Raw genomic sequence first — 20280 nt, forward strand, 5'->3', positions numbered from 1 at the left:
TCGAGCGATGCAATCACGCGTCGCCATCGAGAAGCAATTTCGGTTTATCCGCACCGGTCTGTTCGTCGGCTGGGCGATTCTGTCGGCGATCATTGTTGCCTGGTCTGTCCGCTCGTCGATGGAACGGGCGCATTCGGACGTGATGCAAAAGGCCGGTGAAACCCTGGCTGTTCAAACAGAAATCCTGTCCGGTGTGCTAGACAAATATCGCTTGATGCCGCCGTTGTTGTCGCGACAGTCTTCCATCCGCACACTTTTCGTTCGCGATGCCGGGGGCAATGCTCAAACCATCGATGCGCGCCGCACGGCCGAGGAGATTGCAGGCATGTCGGCGGCCCGGGATGTCGCGTTCTTTTTTCCAGATGGTGAATTGCTGGCCAATGCGCGTGGGTCATCTGCCAAAAGCGCGGTGGCCCGGCCGGATTTGATTGAGGTGGCCCGGCAAGGGCAACTTGGGCGCGCGGCGCTGTCTTATGGCGGGGATGACAGGACCTACGCCTTTTCGTCCGGGGTGCGCCGGGATGGAAAATTTGTCGGCGTCGTCATTGTTTATGTGGATTTTTACCGTGTCGAAGCGGCATGGGCGCTGTCGGCACGACGCATCTTCGTCACGGACAAGGCTGGTACCGTGTTTCTCGCCAATGAGCCGGACTGGCGGCTCAAAGCGCTGTCGGATTTGCGCGAGATCGGTCAACCAGCCCGCTATCTGATTGAGGGCGGGTTTGAAGAGCGGTTGGATCTGATGCATCGATTGCCGCTGCTCGAGTGGGACCTGCACGTTCTGGCTGACCCGTCTCCGGTGGAAACGGCCCGGATCACTGCAGCCTCAATAGCTACACTGGCTTGCCTGCTCGCAGGCATGATCGTTCTGGTTCTGCTGCGTCGCAACGAGGTCGCAATCCTGCGGACGCGAACTGACCGGGCGACGGCACTTCGTCTCGAGCGGGTGGTGCGTGACAGGACCCGGGCGCTTTCTGTCACCAACCGGTCGCTCAGCCACGAGGTCGAGGTTCGCCGTGAGGCGGAGCACCGCTTGCGCAAGACGCAGGATGAATTGGTGCAGACCGCCAAGCTTGCCGCACTTGGGCAAATGTCGGCGGCTCTCAGCCATGAATACAACCAGCCGCTGGCAGCGATCCGAACCTATGCGGACAATGCCCTGCGGTTTCTTGAGCGCGGTGCGACATCGGAAGTTTCCGGGAACCTGTCGCGTATCAACGGGCTGGTGGAGCGGATGGCGGAATTGTCGCGAACCTTGTTGGCGTTCTCACGCAAACCTGGAGCGACTGTCGGACCGGTGCCACTTGGCACGATCATTGACGAGGCGCTTCTGCTGGCCCGGCCCCGGGCAAGGGCAGCGGGTATAACCAATATTCATGTGGGGCCAGCAGTGACGGATCTGTATGTACAGGGCGGCCGGATCAGGCTTGGGCAGGTGTTCGTCAATCTGGTCAACAATGCCATCGATGCGTTGGCTGGTACGGTTGATGCCAGCGTCGAGATCGACGCCAGACGAGAAGGTGACCGGGTTGTCGTGACCGTGACGGATAACGGTCCGGGGATCGAGCCGGAAGAGCTGCCGAAGGTGTTCGACCCTTTCTTCACCACCAAGGGGATCGGTGAGGGGATCGGCATTGGTCTCTCGATTGTTGACAACATAATCCGTGATTTCGGCGGGACGATTGTGGCAAGCAATCGGCCTGAAGGCGGAGCTTGCTTTACCGTTAATCTTTGCGCCGCGAGCGCGTCACATGATACTCCGGACGCTAACAGAGATACGGTCCATACAGCGCAAAGTGTTTGACACTGGACAAGCTGGAGCCCGCATGGTTCTCACACACTCCGCAAGCGCTCTGGGGAGGAGCCCGGCATTGGAAGACAGTTCCGTTTTGAGAGACAAGGATCGTGTCGTTCATCTGATCGATGATGATTCGGATCTTCGCCACGCTCTTACGCAATCGCTGGAACTTGAAGGGTTGAGTGTGGTTGCCCACGCTGACGCGGGAGAGGTATGTGATCTGCCGCTGCGCACGCTCTATGGTGTCATCGTTTCGGATATCCGCATGCCCGGCACAGATGGATTTACGCTGATGCGTCAGGTGCTGGCGATCGATCCGACGATGCCGGTGGTGCTGATCACGGGGCATGGTGATGTCCAGATGGCAGTCGAAGCGATGCGCGCCGGCGCCTATGATTTCATCGAAAAACCGTTTGCCGCCAACCGGCTGTTTTCGGTGGTCGAGAGGGCGATCGAGAAGCGCCGGTTGGTGCTGGAGAACCGCTCTTTGCGGAGTGCGCTTGAGGGCGGAGACGACCTGTCATCGCGTCTGGTCGGGCGAAATCCGGCAATTCAACATTTACGGGCACAGATTTCCGCTGTCGCCGAGACAGACGCGGATGTCCTGATCACCGGTGAAACCGGCACGGGCAAGGAGGTGATTGCGCGCGCGCTTCATGATTTCGGACCACGGCGCAAAGGCAATTTTGTTGCCATCAATTGCGCCGCGCTGCCAGCGGATATTTTTGAATCCGAACTGTTCGGCCATGAAGCAGGGGCTTTCACCGGCGCGCAAAAACTGCGGATCGGAAAACTCGAGCATGCCAATGGCGGCACGGTGTTTCTCGACGAGATCGAATCGATGCCGATTGAGCTTCAGGCAAAGCTGTTGCGGGCCATTGAAGGCCGGATGATCGAGCGGCTGGGATCAAACCGGCAAGTCTCTCTTGATGTACGGTTTGTGGCGGCGACAAAGGCGGATCTTGCCAATAATCCCGCATTCAGGACGGATCTTTATTACCGGCTCAACGTGATCACACTGGAAATTCCGGCGCTCAGGGCGCGCAAGGATGACATTCCGCTGCTGTTCTTTCACATGGCGCGCGAGGCGCGGGCGCGCTACCGCCGCGAAATTCCGGACCTCACACCGCCGATAGAGGCTGGCCTTCTGGCGCATGACTGGCCCGGCAATGTGCGGGAATTGCGCAATGTCGCCGACCGGTTCGTCTTGGGCATGTGGTCCGGATTTGGCGGAGGTTCCGGCCCGGCGCTGGAACCTGGATCGGGGAGCCTTTCCGATCAGACCGATGCATTTGAACGGGCGGTGATCGTGGCGGAAATCGCCCGCAACAATGGCGCACTCAAGCCGACCTATGAGGGCCTGGGTATCTCGCGCAAAGGCCTTTACGAGAAGATGCGGCGGCTCAACATCACCGCCGATGCCGGCGGAGATGGGTCATAGACAACCCGCCGGATTTGCTGGATGGGTCGTTTTGTACCCATTGAGCAGCGTGCTGGCGTTTGTGCTTGCTGTTTTCGTGCCCGCATATGTGGGTTTTGGGCCCTTTTGACCGTATTTGCCGGTCTCGTCCGAAGTGGCACAGGGATTGCTAACCTGTTAAGCTGAATGCGATGGACGGGAGGACATCGCCGGGAGGACGCTGGGTTACGGACCCGGCCATTCTGGTTTTCCCCCACCTTCGCTTCGCTTGATACGTTCCGGGCATTTTGCCCCAGTGGAGGATATTTCATGAAAAAGCTTCTTCTCGGCGCCGTTTCCGCCGCCGCACTCCTGATCACCGCCAACACAGCATCCGCCAATTGCGATGATGGCGAAATGGTCATCAAGTTCAGCCACGTCGTGGCCGCAACCGGTCACCCGAAGGGCGATGCAGCCACAATGCTGGCCGAACGCGTCAACACGGAAATGAACGGCAAGGCCTGCATGGAAGTGTTCGCCAACTCGACCCTGTTTGACGACGACAAGGTCCTTGAAGCCTTGCTTCTGGGCGACGTCCAGCTTGCAGCACCTTCGCTTTCGAAGTTCGAAGCCTATACGCTGAAGTACCGCCTGTTTGACCTGCCGTTCCTGTTCTCGAGCCTCAAGGCCGTTGACACATTCGTGCAGTCTGACTCGGGCAAGGGCCTGCTGACGGTAATGGAAGACGTCGGCTACACCGGTCTTGGTTACTGGTCGTCGGGCCTCAAGCAGTTCTCGGCCAACAAGCCGCTGCTGACACCGTCTGACGCCGATGGCCTGAAATTCCGCGTCCAGACCTCCGACGTCGCCGTGGCGATGATCGAAGCCATGGGCGGTTCGGCCCAGAAACTCGCCTTCAAGGAAGTTTATGGCGCCCTGCAGACCGGCGTTGTCGACGGACAGGAAAACTCCTGGTCGAACATCTACACCCAGAAGTTCTTCGAAGTGCAGGACGGCGTGACTGAAACCAACCACCAGCTTCTGGCCTATCTGCTGGTGACATCGACGGAATGGCTCAACAGCCTGGACGCCGATTTCCGTGACCAGTTCGTCAAGATCGCGGACGAAGTGACGATCGAAGCCAATGCCGCGGTCGCCGCGACGGAAGCTGCGAACCGGCAGAACATTCTCGATGCCGGCGGTACCATCCGCGAGCTCGACGCCGAGCAACGCAAGGCCTGGATCGATGCAATGAAGCCGGTCTGGACCAAGTTTGAAGGCGACATCGGCACCGATCTGATCGAAGCTGCCGTATCTTCAAACGACGCCAGCTAAACTGGTTCTGATTGAAAAGCGGGTCCGGGGGCGTTCTCCCGGATCCGGTGACGCATATGCCAGCGGGCAGGCAGTCGGGGGGACGCCATGATTACGTTTTTGCCTTATCTCATCATGAGCTTGGTGATTCTGGTGTTCTTTCTTGCGGAGCGCCGCAATCCGGAATCGGTCACGCGTTTCGAGGAGAATGTGCTCGCGGTCATTCTGGCGCTGATCACCATTGTATCCTTCACCCAGGTTGTTGCCCGATACGGTTTCAACAGCGGCTGGACCGGCGCTCTCGAATTTACCCGGATCCTGTTTGCCTGGATGATCCTGTTCGGCATGAGCTATGGCCTTAAACAGGGCATGCATCTGGGTGTTGACGCGCTTCTGCGGTTGTTTCCCAAGCCGGTGTTCCGGTTCTTCGCGATTTTCGGCGCGGTCTGCGCCTTTCTTTATGCAGCCATCCTGATTGAATCCTCGTGGCTCGGGATCCTTGGCGCGGACACACGCGGCGGGGCGATGGTGTACTGGTCGAAGATGTACCAGATCGGCATTGGCCTTGATGATCTGCGCTATCCGGAATGGATGCAGGACACATTCGGCTTGAAAGAGCGGGTGCAGCGCTGGATCGCCTATCTCATTCTACCCATTGGACTGGGCCTGTTCGGTTTCCGTGCGTTGCAAGGCGTTGTGGCGATCTGGCGCGGTGACCGTGAACTGATCATTGCCGGACATGAGGCAGAAGACCTCGTTGCCGAAAACCGCAACGTGTTGAAGGACTGATCTGCCATGGAAACCACAATCCTGTTTATCCTTGTTCTCGGCCTGTTGTTTGTCGGTGTACCGGTTGCGGTCTCGCTGGGGCTGTCGTCGATCATTCTGATCGCCTTTTTCTCCACAGATTCAATGTCGTCGGTGGCTATCCAGCTGTTCACGGCTTCGCAGAACTACACTTTGCTGGCCATTCCGTTCTTCGTGCTGGCATCGGCCTTCATGTCGACCGGCGGTGTGGCCAAACGGATCATTCGCTTCGCCATCGCAACGGTGGGCCATTTCCGCGGCGGCCTTGCCATGGCCAGCGTGTTGGCCTGCATGCTGTTTGCCGCGCTGTCGGGATCGTCGCCCGCCACGGTGGTCGCAATCGGCACCATTGCCATCGCCGGGATGCGTCAGGTTGGCTATTCGAAGGAATTCGCAGCAGGCATTATCGCTAATGCCGGGACGCTCGGAATCCTCATTCCGCCGTCGATCGTCATGGTGGTCTATGCGGCGGCAACAGATGTATCGGTCGGCCGGATGTTCCTGGCCGGTGTGATCCCGGGTATCGTCGCAGGTCTCATGTTGATGCTGGCAATTTACATCGTGGCGCGCATCAAGGGGCTTCCGTCGGAACCTTGGCGTGGATTTGGCGAGATCGTCGCTGGCGGCAAGGAAGCCGGATGGGGCCTGTTCCTGATCATCATCATCATCGGCGGCATTTATGGCGGGGTCTTCACTCCGACCGAGGCTGCGGCCGTGGCGGCGGTCTATTCGTTCTTCATCGCCATCTTCATCTATCGTGACATGGGGCCGATGGCCGGCACGCCTTGGGTCAGTGATACCGATTCAAAGCCTGCCCGGGCCGGCTTTTCCGGTGTCGTCTATGCCCTGGCGTTCTACTTCGTCTGGATGATCCTGTCGTTCTTTGCCACCAATGATTCCGAAACCATCACTTTTGCCGGCCGCTCCAATCTTGGGCTGCTGATCTCATTCATCATCCTGGTGGCCTACACCACCTGGCGTGGCGACAAGGGACTTATGGGCGTGCCGTCGGCGCTGATTGCGGGTTTTCCCGTGTGGGGACGCAATCTCAAGCTGATGGGCCGCAATGCCGGCAGGGCGTTCTTCAATGAAGACACCCGCAAGGTGATGGTGGATGCCTCAAAAACCACCATCATGCTGATGTTCATCATCGTCAACGCGCTGCTGTTTGCGCATGTGCTCACCTCCGAGCGGATTCCTGATGCCATCACCGAACTGATGCTGGGCTACGGTTTCACCTGGTTCACCTTCCTGATCGCGGTCAACATCCTGTTGCTGATCGGCGGTCAGTTCATGGAGCCCTCAGGGCTGCTTCTGATCGTGGCGCCGGTGGTGTTCCCGATTGCCATGGAGTTGGGTGTCGATCCTGTCCATCTCGGCATCATCATGGTGGTCAATATGGAGATCGGCATGATCACGCCGCCGATCGGGCTCAATCTGTTCGTCACTTCTGGCATTACCGGCATGAGCCTGGTGCAGGTGGTGCGCGCGGCGATGCCGTTCGTGGCCGTGCTGTTCGTATTCCTGATCATTGTCACCTATGTGCCGGCATTGTCGACATGGCTGCCCTACAGTCTGATGGGACCGGAAATCGTTACCAGATAGGTATTGGGTGCCTCAGACCAAAAATAACCCAAATTCAAATTGGCGGGGCGCGCAAGCGCCCCGTTTTTTTTGTGCTTCTTCGATGCTTCGAGCAGATTTTCCGGCCAGGCCCGAACGGCTGGTTCTGATTTGCGATTTCGAACGTTCTCAAACGCGCTTTCGGGCGCGACACCTGGAGAAGCTCTGCCAGATGCGCTCATCGGCGGCTGTCGTGCCGCAGTCCAATCGAGCAAGCATCAAAGGAATTCATCATGCCGATGAAAAAGAAATCAGTCATCTACACTTACGCACTCCTCGCTGCCGCCACCGTTCTTGGTGCCCCCATTGTGACGAATGCGCAAAGCGAAGCCGGACAAGCCCTCGGATCCGCAGTTCGGACGCCGCAGGGGCAGGAGATTCCCGCAGGTGCCCTCGGGGTCGTCATCGTTGAAGACGCTCGCGAAGCCTCACTGCTGCAATTGCGCGGCATAGCCGGCAGCGGGATCGCCCTGCTTCGAAATTCTGACGGCGCTGATTGTCTGAGTGTCCCGCTACGGTTTGTTGCCGGAGATTTTGGCGGCGACAGCATCGCTGCCACGCGGGCAAAGACCATACGCCTGAACCTGAATGACGCCGGGCTGGTTCAGGCTCTGATCGCTGGTCAGGATATTGTCAGCGACCAGTACCGAGTCGGGACCACTCAGGATGACCAGATCTCCATCCAGCAAGGCCTGACAGAAGAGCACGGCTTTGTCCTCAATCCGGGAAAGTCGATGTTGGCGGATATTTTTGGCGCCGACGTCGGTCATGTCGCGTGTCCGACGTTCTAGATGGTCGGCTTGCGGGCGCGATATTGCGACGGAGTTACGCCGGTGACGCGGCGAAACTCGCCATTGAAGCTGGATTTGCTGACAAAGCCTGCCTCCAGCATGATTTCGGTGACAGGAAGGTCGGTTTCGCGCAGCAGCTTTTGCGCGTGGCGGATGCGAAAGCCGTTCATATAGCGAGAGAAATTGTCTCCGGTGCATCGGTTGACGGCATTTGAAACAAGACGCGCCGGAACGCCCAGCCGGCGGGCTGCGCGGACCAGCGTCAGATTGTTGTCGGAGAACAGCCGGGTCTCGTTCATCATTGCGTCCAGGGCAGCAAGCAGCCGTCGGTCATCTTCGGATGGCGCCGGCTGCCTCTGCGTTTGGGCAGGGCCGGTAATCGGAGTGCGCAACACTTGCGGTGCCACGATCAGGGCGACTGCAAAACAGAATGCTGCCAAAATACCTGCGGCTCCAGAGAGCAATTGCATTGCTTCGCCGTCGCCAGCGAAGAGGCTGGCAGCCACAATCGAAACGTCCGCCACAACCATCAGGCTCAATAGCGCGATCGTTGCGTACAAGGCCGAACGCGTGACCGGCATTGCCTGTGCCGCGACGTGGACGAATTCATCGGAATCCTTGCTCAAGAAGGCAGAGATGCGGACCAGATAGACAATGTTGAAGCCGAGAACGAAAACGTCGGCGGAGACTGGAACCGGTCCAAGAATCGCAAGTTGCGCAAGTACGACGACGCCGGCATTGATTGCCAGTGGTCTCTTCCATGATTGATCGCGGTCTTGTGTCAGGGCGAGAAACCCCAGATAGGCGGATGGCCCCAGCATCAGCGCGATCAACGGTTGTAGTTGAGCGGCCCAAATCATCGAGAACGACAATCGCAATCCGAGCAGCATGCCGATGGTGGCGAGGGACATCAGAAACACGCAGAAGGATGCCCGAACATATGCAGGCATTCTGCGGTTCATCAACAAGGCAACGGCGGCGATTATAGCTAAAGCGCTGACCATCCATGGAAGGGGGAGATTGACCATTTTGGATGTCTGTCGCCTTTTGTCTGAACCGCCCCGCGCTTGCTTTCTGTCCGAAGCGTTGAAAGATACTTCCTGTCTATACCGGAGCTGGCAATGAAACAACGTTCCCAAAACCTGCCCCGCTCCTGCGGTTTCTAGTGGGATTTTGACCGAAAAATATGGTTGTTTACGTGATTGATGTCGAAATTACTGGTTTAAAATTGGCGGTCTATGGGCGGTTCTGGTGGCGTTACTACCGTCCAAAACCGAGAATGAGGGGCAACAACCGGTCATTTCGCGTTAAGGTCTTGTTAAGATTTTGGGCGCAGCCTGATTATCAGACATGCCTCTTACCTCCTCCCAAGAACGGCATGACGGATGAGGGCGGCGAAAGCCGCCCTTTAACTTGTCCGGTATCTGTTCAGGGCTTGCGGCTTTCCAGAAATTTCCCGACGCGTGAAATCGCAGCTTCGATGTTGTCATCGGAATTGGCGCAGGAGACGCGAATATAGCCTTCACCGAGAACACCGAAGTCCGGACCGCCGATCAGGGCGACGCCTGCTTCTTCGAGTAGTGCGCTGGCAAGCGGCTTGGCTTTCCATCCGGTAGCGGAGATGTTCGGGAAGGCATAGAACGCCCCCTTTGGCAGGACGCAGGACACGCCCGGCAGGGCATTGAGCAGGTCGGTCACCAGCCGCCGCCGGCGGTCGAAAGCCGTAAGCATCTCGGCAACGGCGTCCTGAGGGCCATCAATGGCGGCTATGCCGGCAAATTGCGACGGTGCGTTGACGCAAGACCAGCAATTGACCGCGAGCTTGCGGACATAGCCGATCAGACTGTCGGGCCAGATCGACCAGCCCATGCGCCAGCCGGTCATCGCCCAGGTCTTGGACCAGCCATTGAGCACGATCAGCCGGTCGCGGATTTCGGGATAGCTCAGCAGCGAGGTGTGGCTTGCGCCGTCATAGGTCATCACGTCGTAGATTTCGTCGGACATGATGACGACCTGCGGATGCGCGGCCAGACCGGCAACCAGCTTGTCGATTTCGGCTTTCGGGGTGACGCCGCCGGTCGGGTTGGCCGGCGAATTGAGGATCAGCAGCCGGGTTTGCGGCGTTATCAGGGCCAGCGTTTCCTCGGCTGAAAAGGCAAAGCCGTTCTCCTCGCGCATCGGCACAGGAACCGGTCGCGCACCAACATGCTCGATCATCGAGCGGTAAATCGGGAACCCGGGATCGGGATAGAGAATGTCGACGCCCGGCTCGCCCAGCATGCGGATGGCGGCGTACATGGTTGGCTTGCCGCCGGGCATGATCATCACCGAGTCTGGCGAGATCTCGACACCGGTCATCGCCAGCGTCCTGCGGCATACGGCCTCACGGGTCTGCAGCAACCCGTTGGCGGGCGTGTAGCCGTGATGTCCATCGCGCAATGCCTTGACCGCCGCTTCGACGATATGGGCCGGGGTTTTGAAGTCCGGCTGGCCGATGCCCAGATTGAGGATGTCACGCCCCTGATTGGCGAGGTCGGTGGCGCGGGCGAGCACGGCGAAGGCATTTTCCTCGCCGATGCGATCGAAAGCGGCGACTGGCTTTATCATTACGCATTTTCCTGTTTGGATGGTTGTGTTGTGATGGAGAGTCATGTCCTATCCCGACGCGAAATTCAATTCAGGCGACCTCAATGCACGACTTGACCAACTGGCAACCCCGTCCGGCTCCCGAAGGTTTTTCGGTGACCGGGCGCTATGTGATGATCGAACCGTATGATCGTGATGTTCACGAAACGGCGCTCTGGGACGCGCTGGGTGGCACCGGTGTCAATGATTTGATCCGGTATTTTCCAAACGGACCTTTCGACACGGCCGGCCAACTGGCTGATTTTCTGTCGGGCACAGTCAAGGCGGGAGTGGTGGTCAATATTTTCCGCAGCCGCCGGACGGGAGATATCGTTGGCATGGCGTCACTGATGCGTCCCGATCCGGCCAATGGTGTTGTCGAGGTCGGCGCTGTTGCCCATGGCGCTGCGATGGCGCGCACACCGATGTCGACCGAGGCGCATTACCTGATGGCCCGGCACGTGTTTGAGGATCTCGATTACCGACGCTATGAATGGAAGTGCCACAACGAGAATGCCGCTTCCAAGATCACGGCGATCCGCCTCGGCTTCCAGTTCGAAGGCGTGTTCCGCCAGCACATTGTTTCCAAAGGCGGCAATCGCGACACCGCCTGGTTCTCCATGATTGATGGCGAGTGGCCGGATCTCAAGGCTGCTTTTGAAGCATGGCTCGACCCGTCGAATTTTGATGCGGATAGCCGCCAGAAGCGACGGCTGGAGGACATCAGACAGGCTGGCCGATGATGGCTTTGCGTCTCGCCGCAGCCAACGAACGGGCGCGGGTCGAGGCATTCCAGCGCGCGGCCTATGCGCGCACCGAAGCTGCTGTCGGCGCGCGGGCCATACCGCTCGAGTGGGATTACTCCGCCGTAATGAAGGAGTGTGAAGTCTGGTTGGACGAGCACGAGGGCGCGCTCATCGGCGTCCTGATCCTGCGTCTATTGGCGGACCGGCTATTCCTTGAATCCATAGGCACGGCGCCGCGGGCCGCGGGAACGGGCCGGGGCCGCTTGCTGCTTGAAGCGACATTCGAGCGGGCGCGGGAGCTTGGGCTGGATCGCGTCGATCTGATCACCAACAGCCTCAATCCTGCCTTGGTGTGGTACAAGAGGCGAGGCTTCACGGTCGATCATGAGGATATTGCGCCCGACCGGGTTGTGATACATATGTCCGCTGTTGTCCCTGACGCTGGATCCGGCATGCGGGACACACACGGATGATAGCGACGTTCAGAGGCAAAGCTGCCCTTGTCGCTGTGATCAATCAATGTTCAAGCGACGTGATCGTCACCAGACAAGGAATCGGTTCATGAGCAAACCTGCAACATCAGGCCGGTCTTCTGCGATCGCCGCAGCCATCATATTGGGCGGCACCGGGCTGGTTTTTTACTACATGCCGGCGATGATGATGTCCCTGTCGAAGATCTCGCCCTGGCTGTCCTATGCCTTGGCGATCAGCTTCGTGCTGGCATTCTTTGCCGTGTTCTGGCTGCGCGGCAAGCGGCAGCAAAAGCGCGATAATCGTCCGGAGTAGAAAAGTTCACGTCTGCAGCGACGCGGCCAGCAGCAGCAATCCGAGTGCAAACACCATCGCCGCTCCAGCAATTTCGATGAAGGTGCCGACGTGGCCGCCCATTGTGGCGCCAGCCAGACGCACGGCGGCACCCTTGGCCATGACAGCAAGTGTCGCCAAGGCCGACACGGTGATCGCGGTGCCGATCGCCATGGCGAAAGCCGAGACGATGCCTGCCAGCCAGAGCCCGTTGAGCATCGAGAATGTCAGCACGATCAGCGCGCCAGAACAGGGTCTCAGTCCCACCGCCACTACAGCGGCCCAGGCCTCGCGCAGGCTGAAATCCTTGCCTGAGAGCAGGCCCGGATCAGGCAAGTGGGCGTGACCGCATGTCGAGCAGACTTCGCCTTCTGCATGGGTGTGATGGTCATGGCTATGATCATGCGCATGGTGTTTGTGTGCATGGTGGTGATCATGGTCTTGACCGGAATGCAGGTGTTGGGGCGCCGCGGCAGGAACCAGGGCCGGTCGATCGTGGCGCAGTGAGAGCAGTTTGCGGCTCAGCAGCCAGAGTCCGAAAGCCGCGATCAGCGCATAGCTGGCCACTTCCATGAAGTGTGTTGCCTGCGTCATCGAAACCGACAGGCCGCGCAGCAGGTAGTAGGCGACGCCTACCACCGTGATCGCTGTCAGCGCCTGCAGCAAGGATGAGAGCAGCGCCAGCAATACACCGCGCCTGAGCGCCACTTCATTGGCGATCATGTAGGACGAAATCACCGCCTTGCCGTGACCCGGCCCGGCGGCGTGAAACACGCCATAGAGGAATGACAGGCTGACCAGTCCCCACATTTGCCACGGATCGGTGCGCATGGCCTTCAGGGATCCGGTCAGTGAACGGTAGAAGGCCTGTTGCTGCTGGTTGATCCAGTTGAGGAACGAACCGCCAAATCCGGAGGGGGCAAAAGAGGGTTCCGCGGTGCCGATGCCGAGCGAGGACTGGGCGTGGGCGGCAGTTGCAAGCACCACCAGGGCAATGGATGTCGTCAGAATCAAACGCATGGAACCGGGCTTCATTTGCAATCGAGCTCCAGCCGCGTCGCCAACAGCTTTGAAAGGTCATTGTTGGTTGTTGTGTCAAAAAACGCTTCGGTCAGGGAGTCCTGATTCTGAGCGATGATCTCGTCGGGATCGGGCCGGACAACGCTGCGGGTACAGTGGGACGCAGAGGCTCCGGTGACCATCATGTCTTCATCATTGAGGAAATCGAGCGCCGCATACATTGTCGGATCAAACACAGCGACATGGATGTTGCCTGACAGCTGCAGCTCGGTCTTGGGGATGACCGCGAAGAACATCAGCAATTGGCCGTCCTGATAATCGACCTTGATTGCTTCCGGGAGCGCAATTTCCACATCCGCGCCGTTGACGGTGACAGTGGTGTAATAGTCGAATTCCGCCAGCGACTGGGTGACCATGTCGCTGATTTTGGCGAGCTCTCCGGCGTCGAGTTCAAGGTTTGAGTCTTCGTCGAAATCCAGAATGACGCTGGATGAGAAGACTTCATCAAATCGCCAGACATTCCGCAGTTCCGTCACGCGTCCATCGGCGGAAGTCTCAATCTCCAGACGCGCTTCGGCAAAAACATGCGGATGCGCCAAGGCGGGAGCCGGGGCGAGCAAGGCTGCAAGCACCGCGGTGGCCGGCAATTTCTGCATCAAAAGCATGGTCATGGGTCGCCTAACTGTCTGTGCCGCTTCGAAGGGTCTAGTGACATCGAATATAGACGAAATTCCGGCACGCAGCAGACCTTGCGACAATTGGAATCACTGGTTGGTCTTGAACCACTGGTTCAGGAAATCAACAAAGGCGCGAACCTTGGCCGGGAGATAGCGACGGTGCGGGTAAATCGCATAGATCCCGCGGTCGTTGGAAAGGTAGTCTTCAAGGATCGGTACCAGCGTGCCAACTGGCTGACGTTCCTTGAAAATGAAGTCAGGCAAAATCGCCACACCCAGTCCGGCCTCGGCTGCGCGCATCGCCGTCAACGGGCTGTTGACCTCCAGACGGCCATGGACGGTGACGGAGAAAGAGGAGCCGTCCTTGTTCTCGAAGCGCCAATTGTTCAGCGTCCGGCCATTCGTGTCGACGATGCAAGGGACGCCGGCAAGCTGGGACGGATGAGTGATCGGGCCATGCTTTTCCAGAAATTCAGGCGATGCGCAGGCAATCAGGGCAAAGGATGACAGCTTGCGGGCGATGAGACCCGAATCCTCAAGCTTGGTGATGCGGATGGCCACGTCATAGCCTTCCTCGACCAGGTCGACGAAGCGGTCGTCGGAGATGATTTCCAAGGTGACATCCGGATGGGCGGCAGCAAATTCAATCAGCGACCGACCGATAGCTGCGTCGGCGAAAGTTCGTGGTGCGGACACCCTTATGCGGCCCTTGAGATCTGTCGAACCCTCTCGCACCAGATCGGCGAGGTTGTCAATTTCCTTGAGAATGTCCGACGCGGTGCGGAAATAGATGTGTCCGGCCTCAGTCAGTGAAAACTGCCTGGTGGTGCGGTTGAGCAGCAAGGCACCCAGATCGTCCTCCAGTTCCCGGACATATTTCGACAAAAGCGCCTTGGAGCGGCCAACCTTGCGGGCGGCGGCGGAAAAACCTTCGGCCTCGACCACGTCGATAAAAGCGCGAATCCGGGTCAATGTATCCATATTGGGCAGGTCCTCGGGGTTTGCGCCCGGCCAGGGCAGACGCTGTCATTGTCATCACAAATTGAACAGTTACCCGATATTCGTTCAGAGAATGAGTTTTTCAAGGCGCGATGGAAAAACTTCTGAATGCGACGGACGAAGAACCATGAATTAACTGTCTGAATTGGCACGTGCAGATGGATGCCTGTCGCCCTGATACGGCAAAGCGCCGGGCGGAGGGGCACCCGGCGCATTTTTGTAGCAAATTCTTTGTTGTCAGAATACCACGCCAGAACCGAAACTGACGGGCGCATCCGGATACTTGTTGGCAGGCGCATCTTCACTGCGGCCGATTGTCGATGTTGTGGTGCAATCGACACCAGCCTTGGCAATCTCGGCTGCAGTCTGATCGCAAATCCGAGTTTGGGTTTCAGCTGTTTCGGCAAATGCTGAAGTGGTTGCAAATGGCATGATTGCGGCGAGTGAAATGGCTGCGGCTGCGATGATCTTGGTCATGGTGGTCTCCCTTGAGAGCGTTTGAGTTATGACAGGCGGTTTCCGAAGAGATCGAAGAACTGCTGCGGAACCGGCGATGAACCCAAACTGGTGATTTGGTCGCCGACATGCCGCGCGACTTTGAAATCCGAATTGGAAGTTTCATTTTTGAGGCGACAATTCCGGAATCGATTGGACTGTTTGGCCCATCGTCCCTATCTCGAAGCCATGCTGACGCGCGCCAGTTCCGGTGATGCGCAACTCGCGGACTCGAACATGTCAATCGAATTGACCCTGGCTGGCTTTATCGACCTCATCCTGCGCGGTGCGACGTTCGGGATCCTGTTGCTGGTCATTGCCCGATTTTTGCGCCGACCGGATTTCGGGCCGATGTGTTTTTCCGGCGTGCTCTTCGGCGTGACCGGGCTGGTGGAAATCATTCTCAACGCACCGACGATCATTGAAATGCTGGCTCCATCCGCCGCGCTGATCCTGCTTTTCCAGCAGATGCATTTCATTGCCCTGTGGTGGTTCGTGCTGGCGCTGTTTGATGACCGGTTCCGTTGGAGTGCCGGTGTTTTCTGGCCGGTTGCGCTGGCGATTCCGCTCGTCTCCGGAGCAGCCTTTGCGCCGGAAGACTGGCTATTGCCATTCACGATGGCGCTGGTGGTGATGAATGCAACGCTGTTCGGATTGATCATCTATCGGGCCATGCGCAACCGGGCCAGTGATCTGGTTGATGAACGGCGCAGTTTCAGCCTGGCACTGGCGTTCTCGGTTCCGCCTTTCACACTTCTGGTGTTCGTGACCAATCTGATCAGCATCGACGCACCGCTCTATGCTGGCATTTGTCTTGTCTATTCGGCAGTCTATTTCAGCCTGGCACTGGGATTTTCCTATTGGCTGACAGCTTTGAAGGACGGGTTGTTCCAGCGCTCGGGCAACGGGTCGGTCGCAGCGGTCGCCCGCAGCGATCTGTCGGCAGCCGATCGGCTTGAGCTCGACCGGGTGGTCAAGGCCATGGATGGCGGGCTTTATCTCGAACCGGGCCTGACCATTGGCGGACTGGCCGATGTGCTGGCTGTGCCCGAACACCGGCTGCGGCGGCTGATCAATGGTGGCCTTGGCTACCGTAATTTCGCAGCCTTCGTGAATGACTACCGGATTCGCGAAGCCAAGCGCAGGCTGTCCGACCCGGAGATGGCGCGCGAGCAGATCATCCAGCACGCCTTCAGCCTAGGCTACGCGTCACTGGCTCCATTCAACCGGGCATTCAGGGAACGCGTCGGCGTCAGTCCGACCGAATACCGCGAAGGCGCCTTGACCGGCGTCATTACCCACTAGGCAGTGTGGCTTTGCCTCATTTTACCGAAGCGGCAATGGCATCGACAGCCCGCAGTGACAGGGCGGCGATGGTCAAAGTCGGGTTGGCCGTGGCCGATGTCGGGAAGGTGCCCGATCCGAGCAGGAAAAGATTGCGGTGGTCGAAACTGCGCAGATCTGCGTCAACCACAGCGGATTTGGCATCCGAGCCCATTCTCACGGTGCCGATGATATGACCTGATCCCTGGATCACCGGCGAGTGCTGCACGTCGGTCGCGCCCAAGGCGGCGAACACCTCCTCGTGCGCAGCTTCGGCAGCGTCGAGGCCTTTGCGGGTGTAGTCATCGAAATCATAATGGATGCGGGGCAGCGGCACGCCATTGGCGTCGCGCTTTTCCGGATCGAGCGTCACGCGGTTTTCTGCGTCGGGTGATTGCTCGACCAGCGACGCAAGCCGGATCTGGCGGGACGTTGCATCCTTGATTGCCGCATCAAGCTCTTCGCCGCGCAGGCCATTGGCTGCCAGGTCCGCCGCCGTGGTTGTTGGTGCTCCGGTTGGCCAGCTGTGGCCATCATTGCCGATTTCAATGCGGAAGGCGCCGCGCTCCTTGCGGAAATCGCCGTCTCGCAGGTTTTCGATGCCGGAGGTGGCCAGCGGTCCGCGATAGGGCCAGACCGGCTCTGCGGCCATGGCCCAGCTGAGGCGGGACGGGTGGTCCATCAGGTTGCGCCCGACCTGGTCGGAGCTGTTGGCAACGCCGTTCGGCGCCTTTTCCTGGGCCGAATTGAGCAACAGGCGGGGCGTCTCGAGCGCGTGGGCTGCGACAATGACCACCTTGCCCGACGCCGTGCCGGTGGTCCCGTCGGCGCGGCGGAAATCGACGGAGGCTATCTGTCCGTCTTCGCCGACATTGAGTTTGGTGGCCGTGGTTTGCTCATGAACTTTCGCACCGGCCTGTTCTGCCAAGGCAACATGCACGGTGGCGTCATATTTGGCCTGGATCGGACAGACCGGTATGCAGGAATTGTTGCCGCAGCATTCCGGACGGTCCTGGCGATAGACGGAGTTGCGGCCCTGCGGGGTGGAGCGGACCTGATAGGCGGTGCCGTCCAGCGCCGAGGCGAAATGCTTGTCGAGATAGGTCATCGGAATCTGCGGCATCGGAAATTCGCCGGAGCGCGGCGAGCCGAGATCCTCGGCGGAGTCGCCGGCTACTCCGATCTCGTTTTCGGCCGCCATATAGAATGGCTCGAGATCGTCATAGCTTATCGGCCAGTCAACCCCATGGCCGTAAAGAGACTTCAGTTTGAAATCCGAAGGCAGGTTGCGCAGCGTGGTTCCGAGCCAGTGCCAAGTGGTACCGCCGACAACCTTGATATAGGTCGAGCGAAAAAGCTCAGGACCCATCTGCTGATAAAAATCCTCAGGCTTGTGGGTCAGGGGATGGGAAGCCGTCGGATCATTCGGATAGGCCGATTCCGGTACCTTGATCTTGGCGTTCCAGAATTTCTCGACTGCATCATAACGGTCAATCCGCTTGCCGGATTCAAGAAAGGCGACGCTCAGTCCCTTGGCGGCGAGCTTGGCGCCGGCAATTGCGCCGGCCACGCCGGTGCCGATGATGAGAATGTCTGCGGTGATGTTATTGGCCATAATGCGGCTCCCGGAAAATCTTGAAATTCGGATGGTGAAAAGCGTCAGCTTTCAGGGGGATCTGCCCAGTAGCCGGTCGCTCCGCCGCAATAGCCCATGGGCTTGGTGTAACTCATCGCCGGCCACATCAGGGCTTCGGTGTAGGTGATCACCTCTTCGGCGTCGGGATCGGGCGACACGCCGCTGTACCAGGACGCGACAACCTCGTTTCCCAGCTCCGGATTTGCCTCCCCATCTGCGAGAGCGGCAAGCTCGTCGCTCTTTCCGATGGCCTTGAAAGCCTCAAACATCTTCATCGCATCGTCGGCGGAGAGATCGGAGTGACCGGTGAGCGTTTTGGACAGTTTCAGAAAGCCATCGGCGTCAATGGTCGCGGCAAAGGCCTTGCCCGGAAATTGAGCAAAGACGGAAACGGCCAGCGCCGATCCCCCTATCAAAATACTGCGCCGGGTGGCGTTCAGCGGGAGGTTGGACTTTGGCTGGGTCATGAAAATCTCCTTGCTGGTAATGATTTTCAACGCGGATTGCCCGAAATGGTTCCGTCTTTCGTCCTGTCAGGCAAACATCCCGGATCTAACGCTGACACCGATTGAATTGTGCCACAGATTGACAATCCTCATCGGCGTACCTATTTCACATCTCTCGGGTCTGGAGCCCCGGCCGTTCGCAGGCACTATGCCATGGTGAAGTCTCCAGCATTCAAGCAGTCACCTTTTTCGATGACATGCCAGATGGTGGAACGCGGACACCCCTTTGTTACGGTATGTCATGACAGGAGAACTGCCATGCGTGACAGCACGCCATTGCCAAACTTGAATACATTGAAAGATCAGGCACGCCGCCTGAGAACCCGCCTTGAAGCCAATGGTGATGCCATCGGCCATTCAAAAGCGCTGGAACTGATCGCTGCGCAGCACGGCTTCAACGACTGGAACACTTTGCACGCGGCCTTGGGTAATCGTCCCGGTCCCGAAAGCCTGGTTCCGGGCAGCCGGGTGACTGGAGCCTATCTGGGGCAACCGTTCACCGCCAAGGTGGTGGGTATCCAGGCGATCACCTCCACGCCTGGAAACTTCCGGGTGTCGCTGGACCTTGATGAAGCCGTCGATGTCGTCACCTTTGACAGCTTCTCGTCGTTCCGGAAACGGGTCAACGGGGTCATCGGCAAGGACGGGATAAGCCGTGCGCACACCTCCAACGGACGTCCGCAACTGGAGCTGTCCTGGTCTTGACCGGGAGAGTTTTCAGCCCGCTATGTCGACAACGCCGCAATCGCCTGCTTGCGATCCAAATGCGAGCAGGCGACCTGGCTTGTTCCATGCCAATGCGGTGATCGGGCCTTTGCCCGGTCGCCGCAGCAAGGCTTCCTTGCTGTCGCCGATGCGAACCGCCAGCACCATGCCGTCGCCAAAACCGATGGCGACAAGATCTTCGATCGGGTGGCAGGCAACGCAGGTCACCATCGTATCGGCGCGCTGACCAAGTTCGAGCGGGCCTTTGCCCATCGGACCGTCCTTGCCTGAAAATGGCCAGACGATCGCCGATGCCGCCCCGGACGAGGCGAGCCATTTGCCCTTGTTGGACCAGGACAGCGATTTGACCTTGGCCGGATAGCCGGTCATGCGCATGTGGCGCTGTTCACTGCCCGGCTTGCCATCGAGTTTCCAGCCGTGCAGCGCGTTTTCCTGCATGGCGGTGACCAGAAACCGGCCGTCGGGGCTGAACATCACCTGATTGTGGGCGCCCTTCCATTCGAAATCCACTGCCGGGGCGCTGCCATTGACGAAGACGAGAGACACCCCGTTGTAGCGCGCCATTGCCAGCCGCAGGCCTTTCGGCGCGAAGCCAAGCCCTTCTATGGTGCGCGCCTCTTCGAATGTCCGCTCGGTGCCATCAGCCAGCAGCACCGTTGCCGTGCGGCCATCGGCAAAGGCTAAAGCGCCTTGCGGCCCGGCCGCCACAGCATTGACCCATTTGCGCGCGGACGGGCGCAGCGTGGTTTCGGTTCCGTCGGCGCCAAGCCGCATCACCTTGCCGTCTTCGCCGCCACTGATCAGGCTTTTGCCATCCAAGGTGAGGGCGGTGGCGAGCAGCCCGTCATGCAGGTCATGGCGGTGGGTGCCGTGGTCGAGGCGTATGACCTGTCCGGACGCCAGCGCAAAGACCGGAACCTCATCCAGAAATGCGACGGCAAGGCAATGGTCATCGAGATCAATCGGAGCGACAGTTGGCATGATCGAACCT

Annotated in this window: 20 protein-coding genes; 11 read left to right on the forward strand and 9 right to left on the reverse strand. The window is 58.9% G+C overall.

What is annotated here, in order from left to right; translation table 11 throughout:
- Positions 1-7 precede the first annotated feature (7 nt).
- The 6 genes from IMCC20628_RS01445 (at position 8) to IMCC20628_RS01470 (ending at position 7732) form a co-directional block, all read left to right on the forward strand.
- On the forward strand, positions 8-1804 hold the full coding sequence (locus IMCC20628_RS01445) for an ATP-binding protein (protein ID WP_047028720.1): 1797 nt from the start codon (positions 8-10) through the stop codon (positions 1802-1804).
- Between the two features lie 67 nt (positions 1805-1871).
- The gene (locus IMCC20628_RS01450; protein ID WP_245307853.1) at positions 1872-3239 is read left to right on the forward strand and encodes a sigma-54 dependent transcriptional regulator; all 1368 of its coding nucleotides are present in this window, start codon (positions 1872-1874) and stop codon (positions 3237-3239) included.
- 288 nt (positions 3240-3527) lie between these two features.
- Positions 3528-4532, forward strand: a complete 1005-nt coding sequence (locus IMCC20628_RS01455) for a DctP family TRAP transporter solute-binding subunit (RefSeq protein WP_047028721.1) — start codon at positions 3528-3530, stop codon at positions 4530-4532.
- 87 nt (positions 4533-4619) lie between these two features.
- A complete protein-coding gene (locus IMCC20628_RS01460) occupies positions 4620-5300 on the forward strand; it encodes a TRAP transporter small permease (protein ID WP_082127959.1) in 681 nt (226 codons plus the stop codon).
- Between the two features lie 6 nt (positions 5301-5306).
- Positions 5307-6923, forward strand: a complete 1617-nt coding sequence (locus IMCC20628_RS01465; protein WP_047028722.1) for a TRAP transporter large permease subunit — start codon at positions 5307-5309, stop codon at positions 6921-6923.
- A gap of 251 nt (positions 6924-7174) precedes the next feature.
- The gene (locus IMCC20628_RS01470) at positions 7175-7732 is read left to right on the forward strand and encodes a hypothetical protein (protein ID WP_052766252.1); all 558 of its coding nucleotides are present in this window, start codon (positions 7175-7177) and stop codon (positions 7730-7732) included.
- Here the strand turns inward: IMCC20628_RS01470 and IMCC20628_RS01475 are convergent.
- On the reverse strand, positions 7729-8682 hold the full coding sequence (locus IMCC20628_RS01475; protein ID WP_245307854.1) for an AraC family transcriptional regulator: 954 nt from the start codon (positions 8680-8682) through the stop codon (positions 7729-7731). The genes IMCC20628_RS01470 and IMCC20628_RS01475 overlap by 4 nt on opposite strands.
- 478 nt (positions 8683-9160) lie before the next feature.
- Positions 9161-10339 carry a pyridoxal phosphate-dependent aminotransferase gene (locus IMCC20628_RS01480; RefSeq protein WP_047028724.1) on the reverse strand — a complete coding sequence of 393 codons (1179 nt, stop codon included), beginning with the start codon at positions 10337-10339 and terminating at the stop codon, positions 9161-9163.
- An 83-nt stretch (positions 10340-10422) separates the two neighbouring features.
- Between IMCC20628_RS01480 and IMCC20628_RS01485 the strand changes: the two genes are divergently transcribed.
- The 3 genes from IMCC20628_RS01485 (at position 10423) to IMCC20628_RS01495 (ending at position 11889) form a co-directional block, all read left to right on the forward strand.
- The gene (locus IMCC20628_RS01485) at positions 10423-11100 is read left to right on the forward strand and encodes a GNAT family protein (protein ID WP_047028725.1); all 678 of its coding nucleotides are present in this window, start codon (positions 10423-10425) and stop codon (positions 11098-11100) included.
- A complete protein-coding gene (locus IMCC20628_RS01490; RefSeq protein WP_052766253.1) occupies positions 11097-11576 on the forward strand; it encodes a GNAT family N-acetyltransferase in 480 nt (159 codons plus the stop codon). The genes IMCC20628_RS01485 and IMCC20628_RS01490 overlap by 4 nt, the downstream gene beginning before the upstream one ends.
- A gap of 88 nt (positions 11577-11664) precedes the next feature.
- Entirely contained in the window at positions 11665-11889 is a 225-nt protein-coding gene (locus tag IMCC20628_RS01495) for a hypothetical protein (protein WP_047028726.1), read from the forward strand.
- 6 nt (positions 11890-11895) lie between these two features.
- Here the strand turns inward: IMCC20628_RS01495 and IMCC20628_RS01500 are convergent, their stop codons facing one another.
- The 4 genes from IMCC20628_RS01500 to IMCC20628_RS01515 form a co-directional block, all read right to left on the reverse strand.
- A complete protein-coding gene (locus IMCC20628_RS01500) occupies positions 11896-12927 on the reverse strand; it encodes a nickel/cobalt transporter (RefSeq protein WP_245307855.1) in 1032 nt (343 codons plus the stop codon).
- 11 nt (positions 12928-12938) lie between these two features.
- Complete coding sequence (locus IMCC20628_RS01505; protein WP_082127960.1) at positions 12939-13598, reverse strand: DUF1007 family protein; 660 nt, start codon at positions 13596-13598, stop codon at positions 12939-12941.
- A gap of 93 nt (positions 13599-13691) precedes the next feature.
- Positions 13692-14585, reverse strand: a complete 894-nt coding sequence (locus IMCC20628_RS01510; RefSeq protein ID WP_047028728.1) for a LysR family transcriptional regulator — start codon at positions 14583-14585, stop codon at positions 13692-13694.
- A gap of 255 nt (positions 14586-14840) precedes the next feature.
- The gene (locus tag IMCC20628_RS01515; protein ID WP_047028729.1) at positions 14841-15080 is read right to left on the reverse strand and encodes a hypothetical protein; all 240 of its coding nucleotides are present in this window, start codon (positions 15078-15080) and stop codon (positions 14841-14843) included.
- Positions 15081-15251: 171 nt separating this feature from the next.
- Between IMCC20628_RS01515 and IMCC20628_RS24125 the strand changes: the two genes are divergently transcribed.
- A complete protein-coding gene (locus IMCC20628_RS24125; RefSeq protein ID WP_156174378.1) occupies positions 15252-16403 on the forward strand; it encodes an AraC family transcriptional regulator in 1152 nt (383 codons plus the stop codon).
- A 16-nt stretch (positions 16404-16419) separates the two neighbouring features.
- Here the strand turns inward: IMCC20628_RS24125 and IMCC20628_RS01525 are convergent, their stop codons facing one another.
- Together IMCC20628_RS01525 and IMCC20628_RS01530 are read right to left on the reverse strand one after the other, a co-directional pair.
- Positions 16420-18036 (reverse strand): GMC family oxidoreductase, encoded by a 1617-nt coding sequence (locus tag IMCC20628_RS01525; RefSeq protein ID WP_047028730.1) that lies wholly within the window; start codon positions 18034-18036, stop codon positions 16420-16422.
- Positions 18037-18080: 44 nt separating this feature from the next.
- On the reverse strand, positions 18081-18524 hold the full coding sequence (locus tag IMCC20628_RS01530) for a sugar dehydrogenase complex small subunit (protein ID WP_156174379.1): 444 nt from the start codon (positions 18522-18524) through the stop codon (positions 18081-18083).
- 297 nt (positions 18525-18821) lie between these two features.
- Between IMCC20628_RS01530 and IMCC20628_RS01535 the strand changes: the two genes are divergently transcribed.
- Positions 18822-19268, forward strand: coding sequence for a glyoxalase superfamily protein (locus tag IMCC20628_RS01535; RefSeq protein WP_047028731.1), 447 nt, complete (start codon positions 18822-18824; stop codon positions 19266-19268).
- A 12-nt stretch (positions 19269-19280) separates the two neighbouring features.
- On the opposite strand, the gene IMCC20628_RS01540 is transcribed toward IMCC20628_RS01535, so the two are convergent.
- The gene (locus IMCC20628_RS01540) at positions 19281-20270 is read right to left on the reverse strand and encodes a WD40 repeat domain-containing protein (RefSeq protein ID WP_047028732.1); all 990 of its coding nucleotides are present in this window, start codon (positions 20268-20270) and stop codon (positions 19281-19283) included.
- Between the last annotated feature and the right edge of the window lie 10 nt (positions 20271-20280).

Source organism: Hoeflea sp. IMCC20628 (genome assembly GCF_001011155.1).
Taxonomy (GTDB): domain Bacteria; phylum Pseudomonadota; class Alphaproteobacteria; order Rhizobiales; family Rhizobiaceae; genus Hoeflea.

What these genes read in the sequence shown, in the direction of transcription:
- IMCC20628_RS01445 (WP_047028720.1), top strand. Translation starts at nt 8, where the DNA reads ATGCAATCACGCGTCGCCATCGAGAAGCAATTTCGGTTTATCCGCACC.
- IMCC20628_RS01455 (WP_047028721.1), top strand. Translation starts at nt 3,528, where the DNA reads ATGAAAAAGCTTCTTCTCGGCGCCGTTTCCGCCGCCGCACTCCTGATC.
- IMCC20628_RS01460 (WP_082127959.1), top strand. Translation starts at nt 4,620, where the DNA reads ATGATTACGTTTTTGCCTTATCTCATCATGAGCTTGGTGATTCTGGTG.
- IMCC20628_RS01465 (WP_047028722.1), top strand. Translation starts at nt 5,307, where the DNA reads ATGGAAACCACAATCCTGTTTATCCTTGTTCTCGGCCTGTTGTTTGTC.
- IMCC20628_RS01470 (WP_052766252.1), top strand. Translation starts at nt 7,175, where the DNA reads ATGCCGATGAAAAAGAAATCAGTCATCTACACTTACGCACTCCTCGCT.
- IMCC20628_RS01475 (WP_245307854.1), bottom strand. Translation starts at nt 8,682, where the DNA reads ATGCCTGCATATGTTCGGGCATCCTTCTGCGTGTTTCTGATGTCCCTC.
- IMCC20628_RS01480 (WP_047028724.1), bottom strand. Translation starts at nt 10,339, where the DNA reads ATGATAAAGCCAGTCGCCGCTTTCGATCGCATCGGCGAGGAAAATGCC.
- IMCC20628_RS01485 (WP_047028725.1), top strand. Translation starts at nt 10,423, where the DNA reads ATGCACGACTTGACCAACTGGCAACCCCGTCCGGCTCCCGAAGGTTTT.
- IMCC20628_RS01490 (WP_052766253.1), top strand. Translation starts at nt 11,097, where the DNA reads ATGATGGCTTTGCGTCTCGCCGCAGCCAACGAACGGGCGCGGGTCGAG.
- IMCC20628_RS01495 (WP_047028726.1), top strand. Translation starts at nt 11,665, where the DNA reads ATGAGCAAACCTGCAACATCAGGCCGGTCTTCTGCGATCGCCGCAGCC.
- IMCC20628_RS01500 (WP_245307855.1), bottom strand. Translation starts at nt 12,927, where the DNA reads ATGCGTTTGATTCTGACGACATCCATTGCCCTGGTGGTGCTTGCAACT.
- IMCC20628_RS01505 (WP_082127960.1), bottom strand. Translation starts at nt 13,598, where the DNA reads ATGACCATGCTTTTGATGCAGAAATTGCCGGCCACCGCGGTGCTTGCA.
- IMCC20628_RS01510 (WP_047028728.1), bottom strand. Translation starts at nt 14,585, where the DNA reads ATGGATACATTGACCCGGATTCGCGCTTTTATCGACGTGGTCGAGGCC.
- IMCC20628_RS01515 (WP_047028729.1), bottom strand. Translation starts at nt 15,080, where the DNA reads ATGACCAAGATCATCGCAGCCGCAGCCATTTCACTCGCCGCAATCATG.
- IMCC20628_RS01525 (WP_047028730.1), bottom strand. Translation starts at nt 18,036, where the DNA reads ATGGCCAATAACATCACCGCAGACATTCTCATCATCGGCACCGGCGTG.
- IMCC20628_RS01530 (WP_156174379.1), bottom strand. Translation starts at nt 18,524, where the DNA reads ATGACCCAGCCAAAGTCCAACCTCCCGCTGAACGCCACCCGGCGCAGT.
- IMCC20628_RS01535 (WP_047028731.1), top strand. Translation starts at nt 18,822, where the DNA reads ATGCGTGACAGCACGCCATTGCCAAACTTGAATACATTGAAAGATCAG.
- IMCC20628_RS01540 (WP_047028732.1), bottom strand. Translation starts at nt 20,270, where the DNA reads ATGCCAACTGTCGCTCCGATTGATCTCGATGACCATTGCCTTGCCGTC.